Below are 20,969 nucleotides of genomic sequence, written 5' to 3'. Positions count from 1 at the left end.
GTGATGTCACTATGCGACATGACCGTACGCTGAGATGTCGCAAAGTGACATGCCCGGCGCCGATGTCGCGGTGTGACATCGGATACCCTGGGCGGCATGGCCCGCTGGCAACCCGACGCGCGCGGCCGCCTGGCGGCGGCCGCCCTCGAGCTGTTCGCGGAGCGCGGCTTCGACCAGACCACGGTCACCGACATCGCCGCCCGGGCCGGCCTCGACAAGCGCACGTTCTACCGGCTCTTCGGCGACAAGCGCGAGGCGCTCTTCAGTGGCAGCGAACTCCTCGAGCAGACCCTCGTGGCGGCGGTCGCCGCGAGTGAGGCCGCCCCGTTCGACACGGTCGTCGCCGCCTACCGGCGGGTGGCGGAGGAGATCTTCACCGACCGGCTGGAGACGGTCCGGCTGCGGCAGTCCATCATCGACAGCAGCCCCGAGCTCAAGGAGCGCGAGCTGCGCAAGATGGGCTCGCTGGCGGCGGCGGTCGCCGTCGCCCTGCGCGCCAGGGGCGTCGACGAGGTCACGGCCACCCTGGCCACCGAGTCCGGTGCCACGGTCTTCCGGGTGGCGTTCGCCCGCTGGCTCGGGTCCGGTGGTGGCTCGTCGCTCGCCGAGCTGGTCGCGGAGGTGGCCGCCGAGCTGCGCGCGGTCACGGCCGGGGCCTGACCGGCCGGTCCGGGCTCAGCGGGTCAGCAGGGCGTCCACCAGCAGGTCCAGCATCCGCGTCGCCTGCTCGGTGTCGGCGGCGACCAGCATGGTGCCGGCCATGCCGGCGGAGATGTCGGCCGGTGCCACGTCGTCGCGCAGGCTCCCGTCGGCCCGGCCGGCGTCGAGGATCGCGGCGATGGCGCCCTCGAGGTGGGCGCGGGTCTGGCCGGAGGTGATCGCGCCGGTGGCGATCACCGCGCGCAGCGCCTCGGCCATCCCGTGCTTGGTGGCCACGAAGTCCTGATAGCGGCGCATCCACTCGCGCATCGCGTCGGCCGGCGGGTGCTCGGCGAGCAGGCCGGGGGCCATGGCGCCGAGGCGGTTCAGCTCGCTGCGGTAGACCTCCTCGACCAGGGCCTCGCGGGACGGGAAGTTGCGGTAGAGCGTGCCGACGCCGACCCCCGCCTCCTGCGCGATGGTCTCGATCTTCACCGGTCCCGGCCCGCTGAACGCGCGCGTGGCGGCCTCGATGATCCGCTCCCGGTTGCGCCGGGCGTCCCTGCGCGCGCCGGGCTGCCTCTCCCGCTCGGAAATCGAAGCCTCCTCACAAGCGGAATCGATTCCGCTTCTGCTAGGGTCGGTCCGTTAAGCGGAATCGGTTCCGCTTGCTCTCATCGTATCCGGAGGTCCGCCACCATGGACACCACCCCCGCGTCCGCGTACGGCAAGCTCGGCGGCCACGACGTCCTGCGGGTCGGCTTCGGCGCCATGCAACTCGAGCACGGCGACCCGGCCGACGCCGTCACGGTGCTGCGCCGCGCGGCCGAGCTCGGCGTCGACCACATCGACACGGCCCAGTTCTACGGCGACGGCAAGGTCAACGACCTGATCAGAACCGCCCTGCATCCGTACGCGGAGCAGCTGCGCATCGTCACGAAGGTCGGCGCGGTGACCCACCCGACCCGCCGCCTGACCGCCGCGCAGAAGCCCGCGGAGCTGCGCGCGTCCGTCGAGGACAACCTGCGCGCCCTCGGCGCCGAGCGGCTCGCCGTGGTCAACCTCCGCCGCGCCGACGTGCCACCGGGCATCACCGCCACCGGCGACCAGGCGGTCGACCTCGACAGCCAGCTCGCCGAGCTCACCGCCCTGCGCGACGAAGGCAAGATCGACGGCATCGGCCTCAGCCACGTCAGCCTCGCCCAGCTGCGCCAAGCGCTCCCGGCCGGCATCGTCTGCGTACAGAACCTCTACAACGTCCTCACCCGAGGCCACGAGGACGTGCTCGCCGCCTGCGAGGCACACGGCGTCGCGTGGGTGCCGTACTTCCCGCTCGGGTCGGCCTTCGACGGCTTCCCCAAGGTCACCGACCACCCGGTCGTGGCCGGGCACGCGGCCCGGCTCGGCATCACCCCGGCCGAGGCCGGCCTCGCCTGGCTGCTCGGGCACAGCCCGGCCACGCTGCTGATCCCCGGCACCCGCGACCTCGGCCACCTCGCGGACAACGTCGCGGTCGCCGCCATCCGGCTCGACAACGAGGCGACCGAGGCCTTCGACGCCCTCTCCGGCGCTGCCCGCGCTGAGCCGCGCCCCCTGCGATGATCCACTGAGCGGCATACTGGGCGCTCACGCCGAGAGATGGGGGTGGGGATGCCGGCGACCGTCCTGCTGGACCGGGCGATCCACGTGTCGTACGGGTCCGCCGAGGCCGGCACGGGCGCCGACCCCGGCGTCGACCCGGACACGTTCTGGCACGGGCAGGTCAACGGCCTCTGCGGCGCCGCAGTCCGCGGCTTCCTCGCGCTGATGACCGGCCTGCACACCGGGTACGTGCAATTCCGGGTCGAGCTGCACCCCGGACGGCCGCCGCTCGGCGACGACTGGGAGGAGGCTGTCGAGGTCTCGTTCCGGCACCGAGCCAAGAAACTGTGGGTGCGCGGGCTGCTGAGCGAGGCGTACCCGGCGAAGCTGCCGCCCGGGGACTACCGGGTGCGCTACTGCGCGCGAGGCATGCAGGAAGGACAGCGGCAGGACACCGCGGGCGAGGACGAGATCGTCGACGCGTACCTGTTGCAGTTCTGGCCGGGGGAGGCGGAGCCGGACCGCATCGTGCGGCAGACCTCGGAGGTCGCGGCGTACTGGCACAAAGCCAACCCGAAGCCCGCGGTCGGCGACGCCGAGCGGGCGGAGGCGAAGCGGCGCAAGGCGGAGAAGAGGGCGCGCGCGAAGGAGGAGGCGCAGCGCGCCGAGGACCGGCTGCGGTGGGGTGACCGGGTGCCGGGCAAGCGACTGCGTGACGCCGACCGCCGGGCGAACCCGCTCGACCACGTCGACGCGGACCTCGCCTTCGCGCTCGCCGAGACCGACGACGACACCTGCGCGGCCGTGGCGCGCTGGGCGGCCGGCCGGGCGGTCACCGTCGCCGGACTCGACCGGCTGCCGCAGGTCGCGGCGGCGCTCGCCGCGGCCGACCGCGGAAAGAAGCCTCCGACCGAGGGATTGGGGCTCCTGCTCGAGGACCCCGCGGTTCCCCAGCGGACGGTCCTGCTCCCGGAGGCCATGGCGAACGGCCGCACCCTCGAGGCCGCCCAACGGTACGTCGCCCTGCCGGCGCTGCTGGCCCTCACGGACCGCCCACCCCTGGCCGCCGCACTGAACGCGCTGTGGGCCGCGGCGGGCGCGCACGGCGAGGACGGATACCGCCAGCTCTTCGCCGACCTGCGCACCGCATTCCCCGACCTGGCGCGATGACAGCACCGAGCCCGGCTTGCCGGGTGCGGCGCGTAGCGTTGCCGCATGGAACAGGACCGGCCGCACACCTACGACCTGGCCGTGGAGATCCAGACGCAGCGCGAACGCGCCGCGCCGCGGACGCCGGTGGACGGTGCCGGTCCGGGCGCGTCCCCCGGGCCGGCGAACAGTCCGGCTCGAGATGGCGAGCGGCCCGTCAGTGGGAGTGCAGGGTCAGGAGGGTGATCTCGCTCGGGGCGAACACCCGGAACGGCGGTCCCCAGAAGCCCGTGCCCCGGGACGTGTAGAGCTGCGTACGGTCGCCGTGGTGGCTGAGGCCCTGGAGGACCGGCTGGTCGAGGCGGACCAGGTAGTGGAAGGGCCAGATCTGGCCGCCGTGGGTGTGACCCGAGATCTGCAGGTCGACGCCGTGTGCCACCGCGCCGTCGATCTGGTGCGGCTGGTGGGCGAGGAGCAGGACCGGGAGGTCCGGGTCGGTGCCGCGCAGGGCCGCCTCGTGGTCCATGTGATGTCCCGGTACGCCCGAGCCGGCCGCCGTGCGGTCGTCGACGCCGGCCACGACGAGGCTGCTGCCGTCGCGGGTCACGACGACGTGGCGGTTGTGCAGGGCCTCCCAGCCCAGCGAGGCCATGTGCTCCACCCAGCGTTGCGCGCCGCTGAAGTATTCGTGGTTGCCGGTCACGTAGACGCGGGCGAGGCGGGCGCGGATGTCGCCGAGCGGGGCCGCCTGTTCGCGGCGCTGGGCTACTTCGCCGTCCGCGATGTCGCCGGTGTGCGCGACGATGTCGGGGTTCAGCGAGTTGACGACCTCGGTGACGCGGCGGGACCAGCGGGCGCGGTCGATCGGGCCGTAGTGGGTGTCGGTCAGCAGCACGAGGCGCAGCTCGTCGAGGCCGGCGCCGAGGCGGGGGAGCACCACGTCGATGCGGCGCACGCGCGGGACGCGCATGGCTTCCGCGTACCCCCAGAGGAGCAGGACCAGCGCGATGAGCGCGACCACCGCGGTGACGATGCGGGACCGGCCGGGGTCGGCGACGCCCGCAACGGCCAGCACCGCGCGCAGGACGTTGCCGAGGATCGACCAGACGAAGAGCACCCAGACCACGCCGAGCAGGGTGTCGGCGATCCGGGCCGGGCCGTCGCGGTGGCGGGCGCCGTGGCCGCTGAACATCAGCAGCGGGAAGGCGGCGGCGGCCACCACGAAGACGGCCGTCAGGGCCGCGAAGAGCGCGCCGGGCCAGCGGTTGCCGGCCCAGGCGAGGGTCCACCACGGTACGCCGAAGAGCAGCAGCAGGACGGCGGTGACGATCAGGCCGAAGCGTACGGCCCGGCCGGGCCGCCGCCGCGGCTCGGTCTCGACGGACTCACCGACTGACACGCCGCAAAGTCTGCCACGCCCGCTCAGCCGACCGGTGGTGGCGGCGTCCCGATGGCGTGGATCAGCTCGGCGGGCACGATCAGGTCGGCGCGGTCGCGGGTCGCGGCGATCACCGCGGCGTTGCGTTCGTCCGTGCCGGTGGCCCATTCGACCGCCGCCGTCTCGTCCTTGCCGAAGCGGCGGTGCCGGTCGATCAGCCGGTTGAGGCGGGTCTCGCGGTCGAGGTCGGCGTACCAGACCTCGTCGAGCAGTGGCCGTACCCGTGACCAGCGGTCGTCGTCGACGAGCAGGTAGTTGCCCTCGGAGACGATGAGCCGGGCGGCGCGCGGCACCGGGATGGCGCCGGCGATGGGCTGCTCGATGACGCGTTCGAAGCCGGGCGCGTACACGATCTCGTCGGTGTCCTCGTGCAGGCGGCGCAGCAGGGCCGCGTACCCGAGGGCGTCGAAGGTGTCCGGCGCGCCCTTGCGGTCGCGGTTGCCGAGCCGTTCGAGCTCGGCGTCGGCCAGGTGGAAGCCATCCATCGGCACGTGCACCACCCAGTCCGCCGGTGCGTCCGCGGCGATGGCGGCGACCAGCTCCTCGGCGAGCGTGGTCTTGCCGGCGGCGGGCGCGCCGACGATGCCGAGCACCGCCCGGCGCCCGCCGGTCACGAGCCCCCGGGCCCGCTCGACCAGCGTCTCGAAGGTGAGCGGGGGTCCGGCCGCGGAAAACGATCTGTTCGTCACTGCTCCGGTGTACCCGATCGCGGGGTGGCGGCGAAACGCCTCAGAGGCTCAGCCGGAGGGCGGCGACGCCGGCGGGGGAGAGCGGACGGGACGTCGCGCGGACCAGGTCGGCGTGGATGCCCGCCGGGAGCTGGGTGCCGAGCGCGCACAGCGCCGGGTAGTGGTCGAGCACGTCGCGGTGGCTCAGCGCGCCGACGCCGATCAGCAGCCCGTTGACCGCCCCGGGGTTGCGGGCCAGCTCCGCGCACAGCTCCATGCGCCACACCGGGTCGTCGATGTGCGTGGCGAACTCCCGGGCGATGCGGTTACCGGTCGACAGGCTCGACTCGGGGGCGGCGTGGCGGCCCGAGGGGGCGAGCACCGGCGCGAGCCGTACCGCCACCCCCAGCCGCACCGCGAGCGCCGGCAGGGTCAGCACCTCCAGCCCGAACGAGCAGGTGTCGCAGAGCCGCTGGAACGTCTCGGCGTGCACGACCACGGCCGGCCGCGGGCAGCTGGCCGCCGGCCCGCACACGGTGTCCATGATGATCTCCGCGAGCCGGCCGGACTCGTCGAAGCGGCCGACACCGAAGAACATGGCCGGTGTCTCTCGGTAACGGGCAAGCGCGGCCCGTTCGCTGCCGTAGCCGTCGGGATCCACGCCGATGCGGGGTACGCCGTGCTGCGCTTGGAGCTGGATGAGCCGGAACATCCTGGTCACTCCCGGGGGTCTCGAAGTGCGGTGCATCCCCGGGTACGGGCCGGCGGGCCCGGCGGTTCATTCCTTACGCTGGGTGTAAGAAAAGCTGCCCTTTTGCCGCTGTGCCGTCAGCCGGAAGCAGTCGAATGTCACAGCGTGCAACGCGTAGATCGCTGCGGTGAGGGCGCCGAGCATGACCGCCAGGACCACGATGATGCGCCCGTCGAGGGCGCGCCACGCGGTCGGCAGCGCGGTCAGACCGAGCACGAGCGCGGCCTCACCGGCGGCCTCGGCAACGCGGCGCGCACGGTCTGAATTCATGGTCATCACCTTGCCGTCACGCAGGGTGCCCGCGCTTCCCTCCGCAGCCGGATCGGCGGCTATGACTTTCGGTGGAGGCGGGTGCGGCCACCTCCCGGGTCAAAAACCGGAGAAAACGCCCATCGGGTACGCCCGCCGCCTAGCGTGGACGTGTGCCCCTCTTCCGGTGGCGACGCCCCGCCGACGGCGAAAGGTGACCCCATGACCGTGCAGATCCCCGCAGCCCGGTACGACGATCTCGCCGAGAACCTCGCCGCCCGCATCGAACGGCGGCTGGCGGTGCTGGCCGACGAGCTCGAGCACGCCGACGTCGTCGCGTACGAGGCGGACCGCGGTCTCGCCACCCGCGGCGGAGTGGTGAGAATGACCGTCGCCGATATGTCCGCCATCGTCGCCGCAGTCGTGCTGGACAGTGCGGAAAGCGCGCCGTAACGTGGCCTGAGCGGCGCAGACGTGGCGTCGCGCACCGGCCGGACGAGTTCTGCGAACCACAAAGCTTGCCGGGTCTCTGACCGATAAGGGTCATATCCAGCGGCGAGTGGGAGGATCGGAGTGACCGTCACGGCGCACCCGGCGTGGCAGAGCCTGCCCGCGCTGATGTACCACTCCGTGTCCGCCGTCGCCGGCCCGATGCGCGACCTCGCGGTGCCACCGGAGCGCCTCGCCGAGCAGCTGCACGCGCTGACCGCGGCCGGGTACCGGCTCGTCGGCCTGACCGAGGCGCTCGACCTGCTCGAGCAGGGCTGCACCGATCGGCTGGTTGCGGTCACCTTCGACGACGGCTACCGCGACTTCCTCACCGCGGCGGTCCCGGTGCTCGCGGACGCCGGGGCCGGCGCCACCCTGTACGCCTCCGTCGGCCACCTCGGCCGGCACGCGGACTGGCTGGGTCGCTGGGCGCCCGACTTCGGCCGGCTGCTCACCTGGGACGAGCTGGCCGAGGTGGCGGACGCCGGCATCGAGATCGGCAACCACAGCCTCGTGCACCACCCGCTCGACGTGCTGCCCGCCGCCCAGCTGCGCGAGGAGACCGTCCGCAGCAAGGACGAGCTGGAGCAGCGGCTCGGACGGCGGGTGCGCGGGTTCGCGTACCCGCACGGGTACAACGGGGCCCGGGTGCGGGCGGCCGTGCTCGCCGCCGGGCACGACAACGCGACCGAGGTCGGCCGGCGGCTGCACACGCCCGGTGAGCGGCGCTTCGCCGTACCGCGGCTGCAGCCGACCCCGGACCTGACCGGTGAGCAGCTCGTCGGCCTCGTCGCCGGCGGCGGCTCGTCGCTCGTTCCCCGTCTCAAGCAGATCGCTCAGCCGGGCTGGCGCGTGGTGCGCCGGGTGGCGCGGGCCACCGGACGGAACCTCACATGAGCCGGGCCATCGCCGGACCGGGCTCGGCATGAGCCCGGCCCACCGCGCCCCGCGCCGCAAGATCACCCGTCGGCACGTGCTCGGCCTGGCCGCCGCCGTCGCCGCGGTGCCCGCTGCCACGGTCGCGGTGCAGCAGGTACGCACGCCGGACAGCCCCGCCGAGGCGACGACCTCACCGGGGCACCCGGGCGCCAAACCGTCGGCCGCCGCGCCGCCCGCGGTCGTGACGAGGGGCGGCGGGACGGTGCCGTTCCGCAGCGGCAAGGCGATGCTGGGGGCGTACCTCGATCTGTCCGGCCGCACCGCGGCGCAGGCGCAGGCGCTGCGCCGGCAGCAGGCCGGCCGCGACGAGCGCATCGTGCACGTCTTCTACGACTGGGGCGATCTGCTTCCCCGCACGATCGACGGGCTGCCCGCGCACGCGTTCCCGATGGTTTCCTGGCGCGGCACCCGCTACACCGACATCACCTCCGGCTCCGCCGACGACCTCATCGCGCGGGCGGCCCGGCGGCTCAAGGCGCAGGGCCGGCCGGTGCTGCTGCGCTGGGCCTGGGAGATGAACGGCGACTGGTACGGCTGGGGCGCCGCCCGCAACGGCAAGAACCCGGCCGGGTTCATCGAGTCGTGGAAGCGGCTGCGGCGCATCTTCGCCGACGAGGGCGCGACCAACGTCTCCTGGGTGTGGGGGCCGAACTGGAACTCGTCCCCGGTCGCCGACTGGAACACGTTCGCGGCGCTGTACCCGGGCGACAAGTACGTCGACTGGGTGGGCGTCTCGGGCTACAACCTGCACCACGAGACGCCCGAGACGCTGTTCGGGCCGATCTACCGCTCGTACGCCGCCCGCAAACCCATCCTCATCAGCGAGGTCGGCGCGGTGGACCGCGGCGGCCGGACCAAGGCGGACTGGATCACGCTGTTCGCACAGTGGGTGCAGGCGCACCCGGCGGTGGGCGGCGTCGTGTGGTTCGACACCGACACCCACCCCGGGTTCACCGAGAAGTGGCGCATCGACACGAGCCCCGAGTCGCTCGCGGCGTACGTGGCGATGGCCAGGAACCCCCGCTTCAGCGGCTAGCCTTCTCCGCGGCCTCGACGGCGTTGCGGAACAGCATGGCCACGGTCGTCGGGCCGACCCCGCCCACCCGCGGGGTGAGCGCGCCGGCCACGGTCGCGACCTCCTCGGCCACGTCGGGCAGCAGCCGCCGGCCCTCGTAGCGCACGCCGGCGCCGATCACGGTCGCGCCCGGCTTGACGTGCTCGGGCTGGATGATGCCCGGTACGCCCGCCGCGGCCACGAGGATCTCCGCGCGCCGCGTGTACCGCTGCCAGTCGGGCACGCCGGTGTGCACCACGGTGACGGCCGCGTTGGCGGTCGGGCGCTTCTGCGACAGCATCATGGCCAGCGGCCGGCCGATGGTGGCGCCGCGTCCCAGGATGACGACCTCGCGGCCGGCGACCGGGATCTCGTGATGCGCGAGCAGCGCCTCGATGCCCGCCGGGGTGCACGGGCGCGGGCCGGGCAGCCCGACGGAGAGCCGGCCGAGGTTGAGCGGGTGCATGCCGTCGACGTCCTTGTCCGGGTCGACGGTCATCAGCGCGGCGTCGTAGTCGATGTGCGCGGGCGGCGGGTACTGGATCAGCAGCGCGTGCACGGCCGGGTCGGCGTTCAGCCGGTCGATGACCCGGTGCAGGTCGTCCTGGGTGGCGGTGGCGCTCAGGTGCTCGTGCGGGGAGACGAAGCCCAGCTCGCCGGCCTGGCGCTGCTTGATGCGGATGTAGCCGGCGCTGGCGTCGTCGTCACCGACGAGGATCGTGGCCAGCGACGGCTGGACGCCGGCCTCCTTGAGCTTCGCCACGCGCCGCGCCACGTCGGCGAGGACCGCGTCGGCGACCGGCTTGCCGGGCAGGAGCCGGGCCTCGTGGGCCGGGGTCTGCGGGCTGTCGGACATGCGCGTCTCCCTTGGTGTGGGCACCCAGGCGGACGGCCCCCACGACGTGCTCCCCGATGGTGGTCCCCATCCTCGATGCCGCCAGTCGCGTGTCGCCGACAAGTATGCCGTGCCCCGCGGCGCAGCCGTGACGGTGTCACCCGGCAGCGGCAGAGAGCGCTCTTTGGACTGAATTTTAACCACGTGGTAGAAATTTGGCAGCGCTCCCATCGACTTCTGTCGACGTCAGGAGGACACGATGAGCACCGTCTCCGTCCAGCTCTACTCGGTCCGCGACGCGTTCGCCGCCGACCCCGCGCTCACTCTGCGCCGTCTCGCCGAGATCGGATTCACCCAGGTCGAGCCGTACGGCGTGGTCGAGAACGCCGACGTGCTGCGGGCCGGGCTGCCCGCCAACGGCATGACCGCGCCCACCGCCCACGCCCGGCTGCTCGGCGCCGACCAGCAGGCCGTCTTCACCGCGGCCGCGCGGTGCGGCATCCAGGTCGTCATCGAACCCATGGTCGAGGCGGCCCGCTGGCAGGACCCGGAGGGCATCGCCGCGACCGCCCGGGGCCTCAACGAGGCGGCCACGATCGCCGCCGACCACGGCATCGCCGTCGGCTACCACAACCACTGGTGGGAGCCGGCCGCGCGGGCCGGCGGGCGCAACGCCCTCGAGGTCTTCGCCGAGCAGCTCGACCCGGCGCTGGTGCTGGAGATCGACACCTACTGGGCGACGGCCGCCGGGGAGCACGCGCCCACGCTGCTGCGCCGGCTGGGCGAGCGGGTCCGCGCCATCCACGTCAAGGACGGCGACCTGGCCACCGACGGCAGCGGCCAGGTGCCCGCCGGGCAGGGCCGGGTACCCGTCGCCGAGGTGCTGGCCGCCGCCCCGCACGCGCTGCGCGTCATCGAGTTCGACAGGTACGCGGGCGACATCTTCGCCGGGCTCGCCGCCGGACGGGCGTACGTGCTGGGGGAGGGGCGATGACGGGCGGACCGGTCGGCGTGGGGATCGTGGGCGCGGGCACGATCAGCGGCGCGTACCTGCGCAACCTCACCGCGTTCCCCGACCTGCGGGTGCTGATGGTCGCCGACCTGGACACCGCGCGGGCGGCGGAGCAGGCCGCCCGCTTCGGCGTCGCCCGCTCGGGTACGGCCGGCGAACTGCTCGCCGATCCGGGCGTCGAGATCGTGGTGAACCTGACCGTCCCGGCGGCGCACGTCGAGGTGGGCCTCGCCGCGCTCGACGCCGGCAAGCACGTGTGGACGGAGAAGCCGCTCGCGCTGGACCGCAGCTCCGCCCGTATGCTGCTCGACCGCGCCGCCGAGCAGGGACTGCGCGTCGCGAGCGCGCCCGACACCGTGCTCGGCGCGGGGTTGCAGACCGCACGCCGGGCGCTGGACGCCGGCCGGATCGGACCCGCCCGCACCGCCCTCGCGCTGTTCCAGTCGCCCGGGCCGGAGAGCTGGCATCCGTCGCCGGAGTTCCTGTTCCGCCCCGGCGCGGGCCCGCTGCTCGACATGGGCCCGTACTACCTGACCGCGCTGGTCCACCTGCTCGGGCCGGTCGAGCGGGTCACCGCCACCGGCGGCCGGCTGCGCGGCACGCGGACCATCGGCTCCGGCCCCCGGGCGGGCACCGACTTCGCGGTCGAGGTGGCCACCACGGTCGCCGCCCTCATCGAGTTCGCCGGCGGCGGGTCCGCGCAGCTGCTGACCACGTTCGATTCCGCGCTGGCGCGTACCGGGCTGGAGGTCACCGGTACGCTGGGCACGGCCGTCCTGCCGGACCCCAACAGGTTCGACGGTACGACGACCCTGCACCTGCTCGGTGGTGAGAAAGGTGCGGAGAAACCGGAGGACCTCGACGCCGAGGGCCACCCGGCGACCCGCGGCACCGGCGTGCTGGAGCTGGCCCGGGCGGTCCGGGCGGGCCGGGCCGAGCGGGCGCCGGGCGAGCTGGCGTACCACGTGCTCGACGTCATGCTCGCGATCGAGGAGTCGGTCGCCCGGAGGGAGACGGTGTCCGTGACCAGCACGGTTGAGGTGCCGCCCGCGTTGCCGGCCGGCTGGGACCCGTACGCGCGGACGCTGTGATGCGGCTCCGCTTCTGCCCGGACACCGCCGCTGCGGACTGGCTCGCCGGCTCCGCAACGCCCTTCGGGCAGCTGGTCACCTTCGGCCCGGCCGGCTTCCCGGCGTACGCCCGGCTCCGCTTCATGCCGGACCCGGACCGGCCCGGTCAGGCCGAGACCGACGTCGAGCTGCCCGACGACCACCCGCTGGAGATCGACCAGGCCCGCCGGGCCCTGCACGTGCTCGCGGACTTCACCTCGACGCCCGGGGACTGCCTTTTCTGCGTGTGGGAGGGCTATTCGGACATTCCCCTGCCGCCCGGGCTCGCCCTGGTCACCGTGCCGCATCGGCGCTATGCGCTGCTGCGGGGCGCGGTGGGCGACATCGACGCGTGGGAGGACGACCTCGGTGGCGGGCAGCCCGTCGCGCCGCCCGCGTTCGTGTGGCCGGCCGACCGCAGCTGGGTGTTCGCGAGCGACGTCGACCCGCACTGGGCCGGGATCGGCGCGTCGCAGGCGGCCGTCGACGCGCTGATCGCGGCTCCCGGCCTCGACGTCGTCCCGGCCCGGCCTGCCGAGCCGCAGCCCGCGTACCGCTGACTAGGGCCGGCTCAAAGGGACGGCGATCCGGCCCTGGTGGTGCGGGGTCAGCGCCTCGTCGAGCATCGCCGCGGCCACGGTGGCCCGGCTGACCCCCGCGGGAAAGATGCGCCGCGGCGCCTCGCTGAGCGGGACGGTACGGCGCCCGGAGGCGAGGGGGCCGTCGCTCATCGGTCCGGCGTGCACGACCGTGCCTCCGGCAGTCAGGACCGTTCGGTCGGCGGCCACCTTGTCGGCCAGCTCGTTCCGCATGAGCATCCAGAGCACGGCACGCGTGAGCACGCCGGCGGGCCGGGCCGATTCGCCGGTGCCGTACGCGCCCAGCCACACGACCCGGTCCACACCGGACGCGACGGCGGCCCGCGCGCCGGCGGTCAGCGTGCCGGGTGGTCCACCGCGGACGCCGAGGCCGGACACGAGCGCGTCGGCGTCACCGGCCGCGCGGATGACCGAACCGGCGTCGTGGACATCCGCCGCGACCTTCACGAGCCGCGCCTGATCGGGGACGGGAATGCGCGCCGCATCCCGGGCGATCGCGGTGACCTCGAGTCCCCGGTCGAGCGCCTGCGTCACCAGCAGCCGCCCGACGGCGCCGGACGCGCCCAGCACGGCGATGCGTGGGGCCGCCGTCACCGCAGGTCCCGCAGCACCGTGAGGGCGGCGTCGTGCACGCCCGGCGCGGCTGCCACGTACCCGTCGCTGGTGATGTCCCAGGGCTTGCCCTCGAGGTCGGTGACGAGCCCGCCGGCCTCCCGCACGAGCAGCACGGGTCCGATGTGCGAGCGTACGTTCTCGTCCTGCCAGTGCACGTCCATGCGGCCGGCGGCGACCTGGGCGAGCTGGTGGCCGACCGGCACGGAGACCCGGACGTAGAGGGCCCGCTGCATCATCGTCGTGACGAACGCGCCGACCCGCCGCGCGTGGCCGGCCTCCCGGCCCGGCTGGGCCTGGCCGGTACCGACCAGCGCGGCGTCCAGGCCGGTCTTGGCGGACACCGAGAGGCGTACGCCGTTCAGAAAGGCCCCGCCGCCCGCGATCGCAGTGAACATCTCGCCCTGCAGCGGCGCGTACAACACGGCCAGCACCGGACGGCCGTCGCGGACCAGGCTCACGCCGATGTTCCAGTCGGTCATGCCGTGCACGGCGTTGAGGTTCCCGCCGACCGGGTCGACGACCCACCAGTCGCCGTCCGGCAGCGGCCCGGAGCCGTGCTCGTCGTCGGTCCACCGGGAGCCCGGCAGCGCCTCGGCCAGCGCCGGCCGCAGCACGTCGGCGACGGCGGTGTCGTTGCCGCGCAGGGCCGCGAGCAGGTCGGTCATGCCGCTGGTGCGCGACTCGGTCGAGAAGCGCCGCAGCAGCCGGGCGCCGGCCACGCGTACGGCCGCGGTCGCCGAAGTCAGAACGTCGGTGTCGGTAGGCATGCAGCCACTATCGAGCCGTGGGATGCGTGAGTCCAGTGCACTCTCGTTAGGCTAGGGTTTACCGTCGTGCAACTGGATCTGAACCTGCTCAGCGCGCTCGACGCCCTGCTCGAGGAGGGCAGCGTGACGGGCGCGGCCGAGCGGCTGCGGCTCTCCGCCCCCGCCGTGAGCCGCACGCTGGGCCGCATCCGGCGGCTGACCGGCGACGACATCCTGGTCCGCACCGGCCGCACGATGACGCCCACGCCGTACGCGCTGGCGATCCGGGAGCAGGTCGGCGAGCTGGTCCGGCAGGCCCACGCCGTGCTGACCCCGAGCCGCGCCCTCGACCTCGCCGCCCTCGACCGCACCTTCACGCTGCAGTGCCACGACGCGCTCGCCCTGTCGCTGGGCCCGGAGCTGCTGAACGCGGTCGCGGACCAGGCGCCCGGGGTGCGCCTGCGGCTGCTGGCCGAGCCCGTCGCCGACACCGACGACCTGCGGCACGGCCGGGTGGACCTGCAGCTCGGAGCGGACCCGCCGGAGCTGCCGGAGTTCCGCTCCGAGACCGCCGGTGAGGATCGGCTGGTCGTCATCATGCGGCGCGGCCACCCCGGCGCGGGCCGGCTCGACGCCGCGACGTACGCCGCCCACCCGCACGTGCTCATTTCCCGCCGCGGGCGGCTGACGGACCCGGTCGACGACCTCCTGGCCGCCCGGGGCCTGCACCGGCGAGTGCCGGCCACCGTCGGCACGAGCGCGACCGCCCTGCACATCGTGAGCCGCAGCGACACCCTGCTGACCGCCCCGGGCCGCATGTGCCGCCCGCTGATCGACGCGTTCGGCCTGCACACCGAACCACTCCCGGTCCCGTCGGCGCCGATCCCGATCGTGTGCACGTGGCACCAGCGCTACGACACCGACCCCGCACACGCCTGGCTGCGCGAGCAGGTGCGGGCGGCGCTCGGTCACTCCAGCGGGACCGTGAGCACGCCCTCCAGGTAGAAGCGCATCGCGGCGACGAGGTCGACGCGCTTCGGGCCGGTCAGCCACTGCACCTGCAGGCCGTCCATCAGCGCCACGAAACACAGCCCCGCCTGGGCGGGATCGACCCCCGCGCGCAGCCCGCCTGCCTCGGCCACCGCCCGGAACGACAACTCGGCGTGCTCGCGCGCGACCGCATAGTGCCGGGCGAAGTAGTCGTGGGCCGGGTGGCTCGGCGCGACAGCCTCGGCGGCCAGCCGCGAATACAGGTCGACCATCCCGCGGTGCCGGACGTTGTGCGCGGCCAGCGCCAGCATGTGCCGCAGGAAATCCAGCCCCGGCGGGATCGCCAGCCGCTCCCGCTCCACGTTCTCGGCGTCCCGGCGCTCCAGCACCGCGGCGAGCAGCGCCTCCTTGGTGGGGAAGTAGTACAGCAGCCCGGCATGGGTGATGCCGGCGCGCTTGGCGATCTCCCGCAGCGACGAGCCGTGATAGCCGGCCTCCGCGTACACCGCCACGGCCGCCGCGATGATGTCCTCCCGGCGGATCCGCCCCTTCAGATATCCACCGGTCACGCGCCCATCATGCCGCTACCGGAATGCGGGCCGGTGCTCCGGCCTTCAGGCCGGGGGTGTAGGCCCGCGCTGGGAGGGCCGCCAGGCCCGAGCAGTGTCTTGACCGGGACGGTTCTGCTGCTCGATGTACTGCTTGACGACGCTCAGCGGTGCGCCGCTGACAGACCCGGCGAAGTACGAGCCTGACCAGAGTTTGTTGGCCCGGTAGTAGTGGCGCACCGGGTCGGGTGCCGGTCCGCGAACCCCTTGTGCCGGAACTTCGTCACGATAACCACGTGAACATGCATCGCGGAAACACCGGGCCTACCAGTGCGGATGCCTGCAAGTTCAGCCATGAACCAACATGGCACAGTGTGTCCCGTGCAGCTTCGTTACAACTTCCGCGTCTACCCGACGCCCGGCCAGCAGATCGAGCTGGCGCGGGCGTTCGGGTGTGCGCGGGTGGTGTTCAACGACGGGCTGCGCCTGCGTCAGCAGGCCCGCGAGAACGATGAGAAGTACATCTCCGACGGGGAGTTGTCGCGCCGTCTGATCACCGAGGCGAAGCTGACGCCTGCTCGGGCGTGGCTGGGTGAAGTCTCGGCCGTGGTGTTGCAGCAGGCCCTGGCGGACCTGAACACGGCGTACCGCAACTTCTTCGCTTCGGTCACCGGCAAGCGTGAGGGCCGCAAGGTGGCCCCGCCCCGGTTCCGGTCCCGCAAGGACAACCGGCAGGCCATCCGGTTCACGAAGAACTCCCGGTTCAAGGTGCTGGACAACGGCCGTCTCAGGTTGCCGAAGATCGGCGACCTGCACGTCCGGTGGTCACGGACGCTGCCCTCGGACCCGTCGTCCGTGGCGATCATCCGGGACGCGGCCGGGCGGTACTTCGCCTCGTTCGTCGTGCAGACCGGCGACGAGGCGTTGCCGACGGTCGACTCCGAGGTTGGTATCGACCTGGGCTTGACGCACTTCGCGGTGATGTCCGACGGGACGAAGGTGAGCGCCCCGAAGTTTCTGCGCCGTGCGGCCCGCAAGCTCAAGCGGCTGCAGCAGGCTGTCTCGCGCAGGCAGCGCGGGAGTCAGAACCGCAAGAAGGCCGTCGTGCAGGTTGCCCGCGCTCACGCGCGGGTGGCCGACACCCGGCGGGACTGGCAGCACAAACTCTCGACACGGATCATCCGCGAGAACCAAGCGGTGTACATCGAGGACCTGTGCGTCGTCGGTCTCGGCCGGACCCGGCTCGCCAAGTCGGTGCATGACGCCGGGTGGGCCGGCTTCACCGGCATGCTGGAGTACAAGGCCGCGAGGTACGGGCGCACCTTCGGACGGGTGGACCGGTTCTTCCCGTCCACCCGGATGTGCTCGGCGTGTGGCCGGATCAACGACAAGATGGCGCTCAACGTCCGGGCGTGGGACTGCCCCTGCGGAGCAGCCCACGACCGGGACGTCAACGCTGCGCTGAACGTGTTGGCCGCCGGGCAGGCGGACAACTCAAACGACCGTGGAGCGCAGGTAAGACCGGAACGTGTTCCGGCACCGCGCGGCGAAGCGGTAACCCACCCGGACGCCGCGTGTTCCACGCGCAGCGTGGAGGGAATCTCCGTCCTTCAGGGCGGAGAGGATGTCAATCGACGGCGCTGATGTACAGGGTGCGGTAGGGCGACGTCTCGCCCGCGCGGAACAGGGTCACCGTCAGCCGCTGCGCGCCCGGCAGAGTAAGGCTCTCGGTCCACGTGCCTTCGCCGGTCACCGAGATCAGCCGGCGCGCCACGGAGGCGCCCGTCGGCCCGGTGACGGCCAGCGTGTACGGGCCGTCCGCGCGGACCAGCCCCGACACCGAAACCGGCACCGTACGGTTGCCCGCCGAGTCCACCGGGCCCGAGGGCGCCGCCGACAACGCGGTCACCGTCGTCTCGAAGGTCTCCCGCGACGTACCGAACGACAGCCAGCTCGCCCCGCCGAGCACCGCGAGCACGAGCACCAGCGGCAGGAGCTGGCGTACGAGGCGGCCGCGGCGGGCCTTCTCCTCGGCGGCGACGTGCTCCTCGTCCTCCGGCGGCACCACGGACATGACCACGGTGCGCGCCTCGGCGATGACGGCCACGTCGCGCTGGGCGAGCTGGAGGCGCGGGGGCGGTGCCGCCGCCGGACCGGGTTCGTCCTCCGCGGCCGGCGCCTCGGCGGGCACCCCGCGAGGCAGCAGCGCCGGGACGAGCAGCGCGAGCAGCGTCACCGCGGCCGTGGCGACCGTCCACGACACCCGGTCCAGCCGGAGCCGGCACACGTGGATGACCAGGCCGGAGACCACCAGCACCGCCGCGCTCAGCGCCGGCGCGAGCGTGATGCGTTCGACGGCGGTGAGCTCGCGGCCGCGGAACAGCGCCCCGGTCAGCGCCATGCCGGGCAGCACGAACCCGAGCAGCAGCCCGCCCGCGACGGTCAGCGGCAGCGGCCCCGCCAGCACGGCCGCGCCGGCCGCCACGGTCACCGCCGCGAGGATCCGGGGGAGCAGCGCGGTGCCGGTCACTGGACCCCCATGCGGTAGATGCGGACGGTGCCGTTGTCGTACAGGCGGTCCACCTCGGTCAGCGAGTCGAACTTCGAGATCTGCGTCGCGGTCAGCGGCCGGGTGATCGAGCCGGCGTTCGGGTCGTTCTCGAAGTACGCCTCGCCCTCGGGCAGCTGCTCGGACAGGCGCCGGTCCACCACCAGGTACTCGATCGCGAGGTCGCCGACCAGACGGTCCTGCTCCAGGCCCCACTGGTCGGCGTAGTACAGCGAGCCGACCTCGCGGACCGGGTCCTGGCGGCCGTACGTGGAGGCCAGCGACACCGACGTGACGTCCCCGCCGATCCGGTTCCCCGGGCCCAGCGCGCGGTGCTCCCAGTCGGCCGCGTCCACGCCGTACGCGTCGACCGACCGCTCGAAACCCCCGGCCAGGTACGGTCCCGGCAGGATCGACCCGAGCGGCGGCCACCCGCCGGCCCGGGCGCCGATCATCAGCAGGGTGATCATCGCGGAGCCGGCGGCGACGCGGCTGTAGAGGTTCCAGCCGCCCGGCGCGATCACGTCGATCGCGGGCGGCGCGGCCCGCCAGCGGTGCCCCTCGGCGTCCTTGGCCGGGATGATCTGCACGCCCCGCACCAGCGCGATCGCGGCCAGGATCGAGATCGGCACGTACGTGAACGTGGACAGCCGCCCGGCGATCTCCGGGCCGTTCTGGCCCAGGAAGCGCACCCCGTTGCCGGCGAAGAAGATCGCGCCGCCGGCCACCGCCGCCCAGCGCCAGGTGTCCCGGTCGTGCCGCTGGATCATGTCGCGGACCAGGGCGACGTAGAGCACGAAGAGCCCGAGCAGGCCGGTGCCCTGCACGACCAGCTGACCGACGCTGACCGCCGCGGTCGTCGACGCGGCCTGCTCGCGGCCGTTGACCAGGTCGGAGATCGTGCGCCCGACCTGCTCGACCGGCGCTTCGAGGTAGCCGACGACGTCGCGGGCCACGGTGAGCAGCCACAACGCGACCACGGCGGCGGCGACGGCGGGCATGATCAGCGCGCTCCACCGCCGCGGCTTCTGCACGACCAGCTCGGCGACGGCCAGCAACGTGAGCGTCAGCACCAGCGCGAAGGCCGTGACGTGGTGGCTGACCGTGGTGAGCCCGGCACAGCAGATCGCCAGCGTGAGGAACGGCCATCCGCCCTCGGTCCGCCACCGCCGGGTCGCCCAGATCGCCAGCATGAAGAACGGCAGCGCCGCGGTCTGGTAGAGGAACATCGAGTTGAAGAACAGATAGTGCAGGGCTGTCGCGTACGTCGCACAGCACACGCCCGCCACCGCGGGTGAGTTGCTGGCGCGCAGCACCGCGGAGAACAGCACCGCCACGAACACGAGGTGCGCCACGCCCGCGACGATGACCCCGGCGGCCGTCACGGGCAGCCCGGTCATCGAGGTGACCGCCGCACCCATCTCGGCCAGGCCGGGGAAGTGCACGGCCGGGGGCAGCGCCGGGTTCGGCTGGAACAGCTCCCCCGACTGCACGATGATCGTCGTCGCGAGCCAGTGCTGCAGCTCGTCGGGGAACCGGAACTGGTCCGGGCTGTACATCCACTTCAGCAGGTACTGGTTCAGCGCCAGCCCCATGACCAGCACGAACGACTCCGCCGCACCGGCCATCCGGCGGCTGAGCAGGCGGACGACCACTGGCGTGAAGACGACGACCTGACCGCCCCAGTACGCGAAGGGCGCGTTGCCAGTGTCGACGCGGCCGCCGGCGTACGCGAGCGCCACCATGAGCACGCCCAGCGCCGAGATGGTCAGGACCGCCGGAGCGTGACCCAGGTCGAGGGGTTCCCGGCGCGGCCGGGCCGGCTTCGGCTTGCGGCCCGGGTCGCGTGGGGCGGCGGCCGCGGTGCGCTTGCCGTCCTTGCGGCCGGGCACCACCGGGATGAGCGCGGTGACCACCTCGCTGGGCGGCGCGACGGTGCCGGCGGGCAACGCGACGGTCTCGTCCGCGGGCCGGCTCAGGATCACCACGGTCTCGTCGGCGGGCGAGTCCTGACGGCCGGGCGCCTTGATCACGACGGTCTCGTCGGCGGGCCGGTCGCGGGTCGGCGCCTTGATGACGACGGTCTCGTCGGCGGCTGCCTGGCGGGTGGCCGGTGTGATGACGACCGTTTCGTCGCCCGGGTGGCCCGCGGGGGCCTCGGGCAGCTGGATGACCATCGTCTCCTCGGGGGAGGGGACGCGGATGACGGCCGTCTTCTCGGGATCCCCGCCCTCGACGTCCCCGCCCTCATCGCCGCCGTCGTCGGCTTCGCTGTCGGCAGGGCTGTCCTCGGGCAGGTTGATGACCGCGGTCAGCTCAGGATCGGTGGTCTCACCCTCGACCTCAGGCTGAGACTCGTCGTCCTCACCCTCTACCTGAGGTCGAGACTTCACGTCTTTTTGTTCCTCGGCGTCCGTTTTATCCACGGCCTCGGCCGTCGGCGCGGGGCCGGGGATCGGCTTCGGCGGGACGCCGGACGTCGTCTGGACGTCGGCTGCGGCCTTGGCATCCGCGCCGGCGGGCGTGGCGGGGCGAACCCGCGCGACAGCCCGCGCCGGCCGCGCGTCCGGGCCGGCCGCCGTGCGCTTGTCCGGGCCGGCCGCTGTGCGCGTGTCCGCGCCGGTAGTCGGCCGGCCGTCCGGGCCGGTGGCCGGCTGGGCGGCCGAGCCGCCGGTCGGCCGGGCGTCAGGGCCGGTGGCCGGCCGGGGGTCCGGGCCGGCCGTGGGCCGCGCGCCGGCGTCGTCGGGGGCCTGCGCCGGCTCGGCCGCGCGCTGCTCAGCCATCGGTTCGGCCTCCGCGGCGTCGTCGGGGGCACCGGCGGGCTCGGCGGCCTCGCTCGGGGCCTCGTACTGCTGGATCGAGGTCATGGGTACGGCGGGTCGCCCGGCCGGCTCGTCGGGCCGGGGGTCGGGCACGGTCAGCATCCGGCGGCCGCCCCTGGACGGGCGGCGCGCCGGATGCTCACCTTCAGCCACATATGCACCGAGAATGCCCCGTGCGCGGGCGGCTG

At 73.5% G+C, this 20,969-nt stretch carries 23 protein-coding genes and 1 riboswitch; of the genes, 11 read left to right on the top strand and 12 right to left on the bottom strand.

Annotated features, from left to right (window positions below; genetic code table 11):
• Positions 1–96 precede the first annotated feature (96 nt).
• Positions 97–660: a TetR/AcrR family transcriptional regulator gene (locus IT780_RS18525; RefSeq protein ID WP_199512851.1), complete on the top strand. Its 564-nt coding sequence runs from the start codon at positions 97–99 to the stop codon at positions 658–660.
• A gap of 15 nt (positions 661–675) precedes the next feature.
• On the opposite strand, the gene IT780_RS18520 is transcribed toward IT780_RS18525, so the two are convergent.
• Positions 676–1,173: a TetR/AcrR family transcriptional regulator gene (locus IT780_RS18520; protein ID WP_307831269.1), complete on the bottom strand. Its 498-nt coding sequence runs from the start codon at positions 1,171–1,173 to the stop codon at positions 676–678.
• 165 nt (positions 1,174–1,338) lie between these two features.
• Between IT780_RS18520 and IT780_RS18515 the strand changes: the two genes are divergently transcribed.
• Both IT780_RS18515 and IT780_RS18510 read left to right on the top strand, forming a co-directional pair.
• Complete coding sequence (locus tag IT780_RS18515) at positions 1,339–2,241, top strand: aldo/keto reductase (protein WP_199512850.1); 903 nt, start codon at positions 1,339–1,341, stop codon at positions 2,239–2,241.
• A gap of 48 nt (positions 2,242–2,289) precedes the next feature.
• A complete protein-coding gene (locus IT780_RS18510) occupies positions 2,290–3,390 on the top strand; it encodes a hypothetical protein (RefSeq protein WP_199512849.1) in 1,101 nt (366 codons plus the stop codon).
• Positions 3,391–3,586: 196 nt separating this feature from the next.
• Here IT780_RS18510 and IT780_RS18505 read toward each other — a convergent pair whose 3' ends face one another.
• From IT780_RS18505 to IT780_RS18490, 4 genes are all read right to left on the bottom strand, one after another.
• Positions 3,587–4,768: a metallophosphoesterase gene (locus IT780_RS18505; protein WP_199512848.1), complete on the bottom strand. Its 1,182-nt coding sequence runs from the start codon at positions 4,766–4,768 to the stop codon at positions 3,587–3,589.
• Between the two features lie 23 nt (positions 4,769–4,791).
• Positions 4,792–5,496, bottom strand: a complete 705-nt coding sequence (locus IT780_RS18500) for a nucleoside/nucleotide kinase family protein (protein ID WP_199512847.1) — start codon at positions 5,494–5,496, stop codon at positions 4,792–4,794.
• A gap of 40 nt (positions 5,497–5,536) precedes the next feature.
• Positions 5,537–6,187, bottom strand: a complete 651-nt coding sequence (locus IT780_RS18495) for a hypothetical protein (RefSeq protein WP_199513084.1) — start codon at positions 6,185–6,187, stop codon at positions 5,537–5,539.
• Between the two features lie 66 nt (positions 6,188–6,253).
• On the bottom strand, positions 6,254–6,496 hold the full coding sequence (locus IT780_RS18490) for a hypothetical protein (protein WP_199512846.1): 243 nt from the start codon (positions 6,494–6,496) through the stop codon (positions 6,254–6,256).
• Positions 6,497–6,697: 201 nt separating this feature from the next.
• Here IT780_RS18490 and IT780_RS18485 point away from each other — a divergent pair, with 201 nt between their 5' ends.
• The 3 genes from IT780_RS18485 to IT780_RS18475 all read left to right on the top strand — a co-directional run bounded on the left by IT780_RS18485 (position 6,698) and on the right by IT780_RS18475 (position 8,939).
• On the top strand, positions 6,698–6,928 hold the full coding sequence (locus IT780_RS18485) for a hypothetical protein (protein ID WP_199512845.1): 231 nt from the start codon (positions 6,698–6,700) through the stop codon (positions 6,926–6,928).
• A 120-nt stretch (positions 6,929–7,048) separates the two neighbouring features.
• Entirely contained in the window at positions 7,049–7,861 is an 813-nt protein-coding gene (locus IT780_RS18480) for a polysaccharide deacetylase family protein (RefSeq protein ID WP_199512844.1), read from the top strand.
• Positions 7,862–7,889: 28 nt separating this feature from the next.
• A complete protein-coding gene (locus IT780_RS18475; RefSeq protein ID WP_199512843.1) occupies positions 7,890–8,939 on the top strand; it encodes a glycoside hydrolase family 26 protein in 1,050 nt (349 codons plus the stop codon).
• Here the strand turns inward: IT780_RS18475 and IT780_RS18470 are convergent.
• Entirely contained in the window at positions 8,929–9,813 is an 885-nt protein-coding gene (locus tag IT780_RS18470; protein WP_199512842.1) for a bifunctional 5,10-methylenetetrahydrofolate dehydrogenase/5,10-methenyltetrahydrofolate cyclohydrolase, read from the bottom strand. The two genes, IT780_RS18475 and IT780_RS18470, sit on opposite strands and share 11 nt — an antisense overlap.
• Positions 9,814–9,828: 15 nt before the next feature.
• Positions 9,829–9,912: riboswitch (ZMP/ZTP riboswitch) on the bottom strand.
• Between the two features lie 139 nt (positions 9,913–10,051).
• On the opposite strand from IT780_RS18470, the gene IT780_RS18465 reads away from it, so the two are divergent.
• Genes IT780_RS18465 through IT780_RS18455 form a run of 3 tightly spaced genes read left to right on the top strand, consistent with a single transcriptional unit; the run spans position 10,052 to position 12,473 of the window.
• Complete coding sequence (locus IT780_RS18465) at positions 10,052–10,786, top strand: sugar phosphate isomerase/epimerase family protein (RefSeq protein WP_199512841.1); 735 nt, start codon at positions 10,052–10,054, stop codon at positions 10,784–10,786.
• Positions 10,783–11,895, top strand: a complete 1,113-nt coding sequence (locus IT780_RS18460) for a Gfo/Idh/MocA family protein (protein ID WP_199512840.1) — start codon at positions 10,783–10,785, stop codon at positions 11,893–11,895. The genes IT780_RS18465 and IT780_RS18460 overlap by 4 nt, the downstream gene beginning before the upstream one ends.
• Positions 11,895–12,473 (top strand): hypothetical protein, encoded by a 579-nt coding sequence (locus IT780_RS18455; RefSeq protein ID WP_199512839.1) that lies wholly within the window; start codon positions 11,895–11,897, stop codon positions 12,471–12,473. Before IT780_RS18460 ends, IT780_RS18455 begins: the two co-directional genes overlap by 1 nt.
• Here the strand turns inward: IT780_RS18455 and IT780_RS18450 are convergent, their stop codons facing one another.
• Entirely contained in the window at positions 12,474–13,106 is a 633-nt protein-coding gene (locus IT780_RS18450; RefSeq protein WP_199512838.1) for an NAD(P)-dependent oxidoreductase, read from the bottom strand. It lies immediately after the preceding gene.
• A complete protein-coding gene (locus tag IT780_RS18445) occupies positions 13,103–13,894 on the bottom strand; it encodes an inositol monophosphatase family protein (protein ID WP_199512837.1) in 792 nt (263 codons plus the stop codon). Before IT780_RS18445 ends, IT780_RS18450 begins: the two co-directional genes overlap by 4 nt.
• A 66-nt stretch (positions 13,895–13,960) precedes the next feature.
• On the opposite strand from IT780_RS18445, the gene IT780_RS18440 reads away from it, so the two are divergent.
• Positions 13,961–14,878: a LysR family transcriptional regulator gene (locus tag IT780_RS18440; protein ID WP_199512836.1), complete on the top strand. Its 918-nt coding sequence runs from the start codon at positions 13,961–13,963 to the stop codon at positions 14,876–14,878.
• Here the strand turns inward: IT780_RS18440 and IT780_RS18435 are convergent.
• Together IT780_RS18435 and IT780_RS43475 are read right to left on the bottom strand one after the other, a co-directional pair.
• Positions 14,842–15,432 carry a TetR/AcrR family transcriptional regulator gene (locus IT780_RS18435; protein WP_199512835.1) on the bottom strand — a complete coding sequence of 197 codons (591 nt, stop codon included), beginning with the start codon at positions 15,430–15,432 and terminating at the stop codon, positions 14,842–14,844. The two genes, IT780_RS18440 and IT780_RS18435, sit on opposite strands and share 37 nt — an antisense overlap.
• 45 nt (positions 15,433–15,477) lie before the next feature.
• A complete protein-coding gene (locus IT780_RS43475) occupies positions 15,478–15,651 on the bottom strand; it encodes a transposase (RefSeq protein WP_372443720.1) in 174 nt (57 codons plus the stop codon).
• 141 nt (positions 15,652–15,792) lie between these two features.
• On the opposite strand from IT780_RS43475, the gene IT780_RS18425 reads away from it, so the two are divergent.
• Positions 15,793–17,055: an RNA-guided endonuclease InsQ/TnpB family protein gene (locus IT780_RS18425; RefSeq protein WP_199512834.1), complete on the top strand. Its 1,263-nt coding sequence runs from the start codon at positions 15,793–15,795 to the stop codon at positions 17,053–17,055.
• Here the strand turns inward: IT780_RS18425 and IT780_RS18420 are convergent.
• A complete protein-coding gene (locus IT780_RS18420) occupies positions 17,039–17,941 on the bottom strand; it encodes a DUF1616 domain-containing protein (RefSeq protein WP_199512833.1) in 903 nt (300 codons plus the stop codon). The genes IT780_RS18425 and IT780_RS18420 overlap by 17 nt on opposite strands.
• Positions 17,938–20,934 carry a hypothetical protein gene (locus tag IT780_RS18415; protein ID WP_199512832.1) on the bottom strand — a complete coding sequence of 999 codons (2,997 nt, stop codon included), beginning with the start codon at positions 20,932–20,934 and terminating at the stop codon, positions 17,938–17,940. Before IT780_RS18415 ends, IT780_RS18420 begins: the two co-directional genes overlap by 4 nt.
• Positions 20,935–20,969 lie beyond the last annotated feature (35 nt).

This window comes from Nucisporomicrobium flavum, assembly GCF_016464385.1.
Lineage (GTDB): Bacteria > Actinomycetota > Actinomycetes > Mycobacteriales > Micromonosporaceae > Actinoplanes > Actinoplanes flavus_A.
This window is presented reverse-complemented; position numbering and strand designations above follow the sequence as displayed.

Bases quoted from the DNA above. Each gene is read 5' to 3' on its own strand.
- IT780_RS18525 (WP_199512851.1), top strand. From the start codon at position 97: ATGGCCCGCTGGCAACCCGACGCGCGCGGCCGCCTGGCGGCGGCCGCC.
- IT780_RS18515 (WP_199512850.1), top strand. From the start codon at position 1,339: ATGGACACCACCCCCGCGTCCGCGTACGGCAAGCTCGGCGGCCACGAC.
- IT780_RS18510 (WP_199512849.1), top strand. From the start codon at position 2,290: ATGCCGGCGACCGTCCTGCTGGACCGGGCGATCCACGTGTCGTACGGG.
- IT780_RS18495 (WP_199513084.1), bottom strand. From the start codon at position 6,187: ATGTTCCGGCTCATCCAGCTCCAAGCGCAGCACGGCGTACCCCGCATC.
- IT780_RS18490 (WP_199512846.1), bottom strand. From the start codon at position 6,496: ATGAATTCAGACCGTGCGCGCCGCGTTGCCGAGGCCGCCGGTGAGGCC.
- IT780_RS18485 (WP_199512845.1), top strand. From the start codon at position 6,698: ATGACCGTGCAGATCCCCGCAGCCCGGTACGACGATCTCGCCGAGAAC.
- IT780_RS18475 (WP_199512843.1), top strand. From the start codon at position 7,890: ATGAGCCCGGCCCACCGCGCCCCGCGCCGCAAGATCACCCGTCGGCAC.
- IT780_RS18470 (WP_199512842.1), bottom strand. From the start codon at position 9,813: ATGTCCGACAGCCCGCAGACCCCGGCCCACGAGGCCCGGCTCCTGCCC.
- IT780_RS18465 (WP_199512841.1), top strand. From the start codon at position 10,052: ATGAGCACCGTCTCCGTCCAGCTCTACTCGGTCCGCGACGCGTTCGCC.
- IT780_RS18460 (WP_199512840.1), top strand. From the start codon at position 10,783: ATGACGGGCGGACCGGTCGGCGTGGGGATCGTGGGCGCGGGCACGATC.
- IT780_RS18455 (WP_199512839.1), top strand. From the start codon at position 11,895: ATGCGGCTCCGCTTCTGCCCGGACACCGCCGCTGCGGACTGGCTCGCC.
- IT780_RS18445 (WP_199512837.1), bottom strand. From the start codon at position 13,894: ATGCCTACCGACACCGACGTTCTGACTTCGGCGACCGCGGCCGTACGC.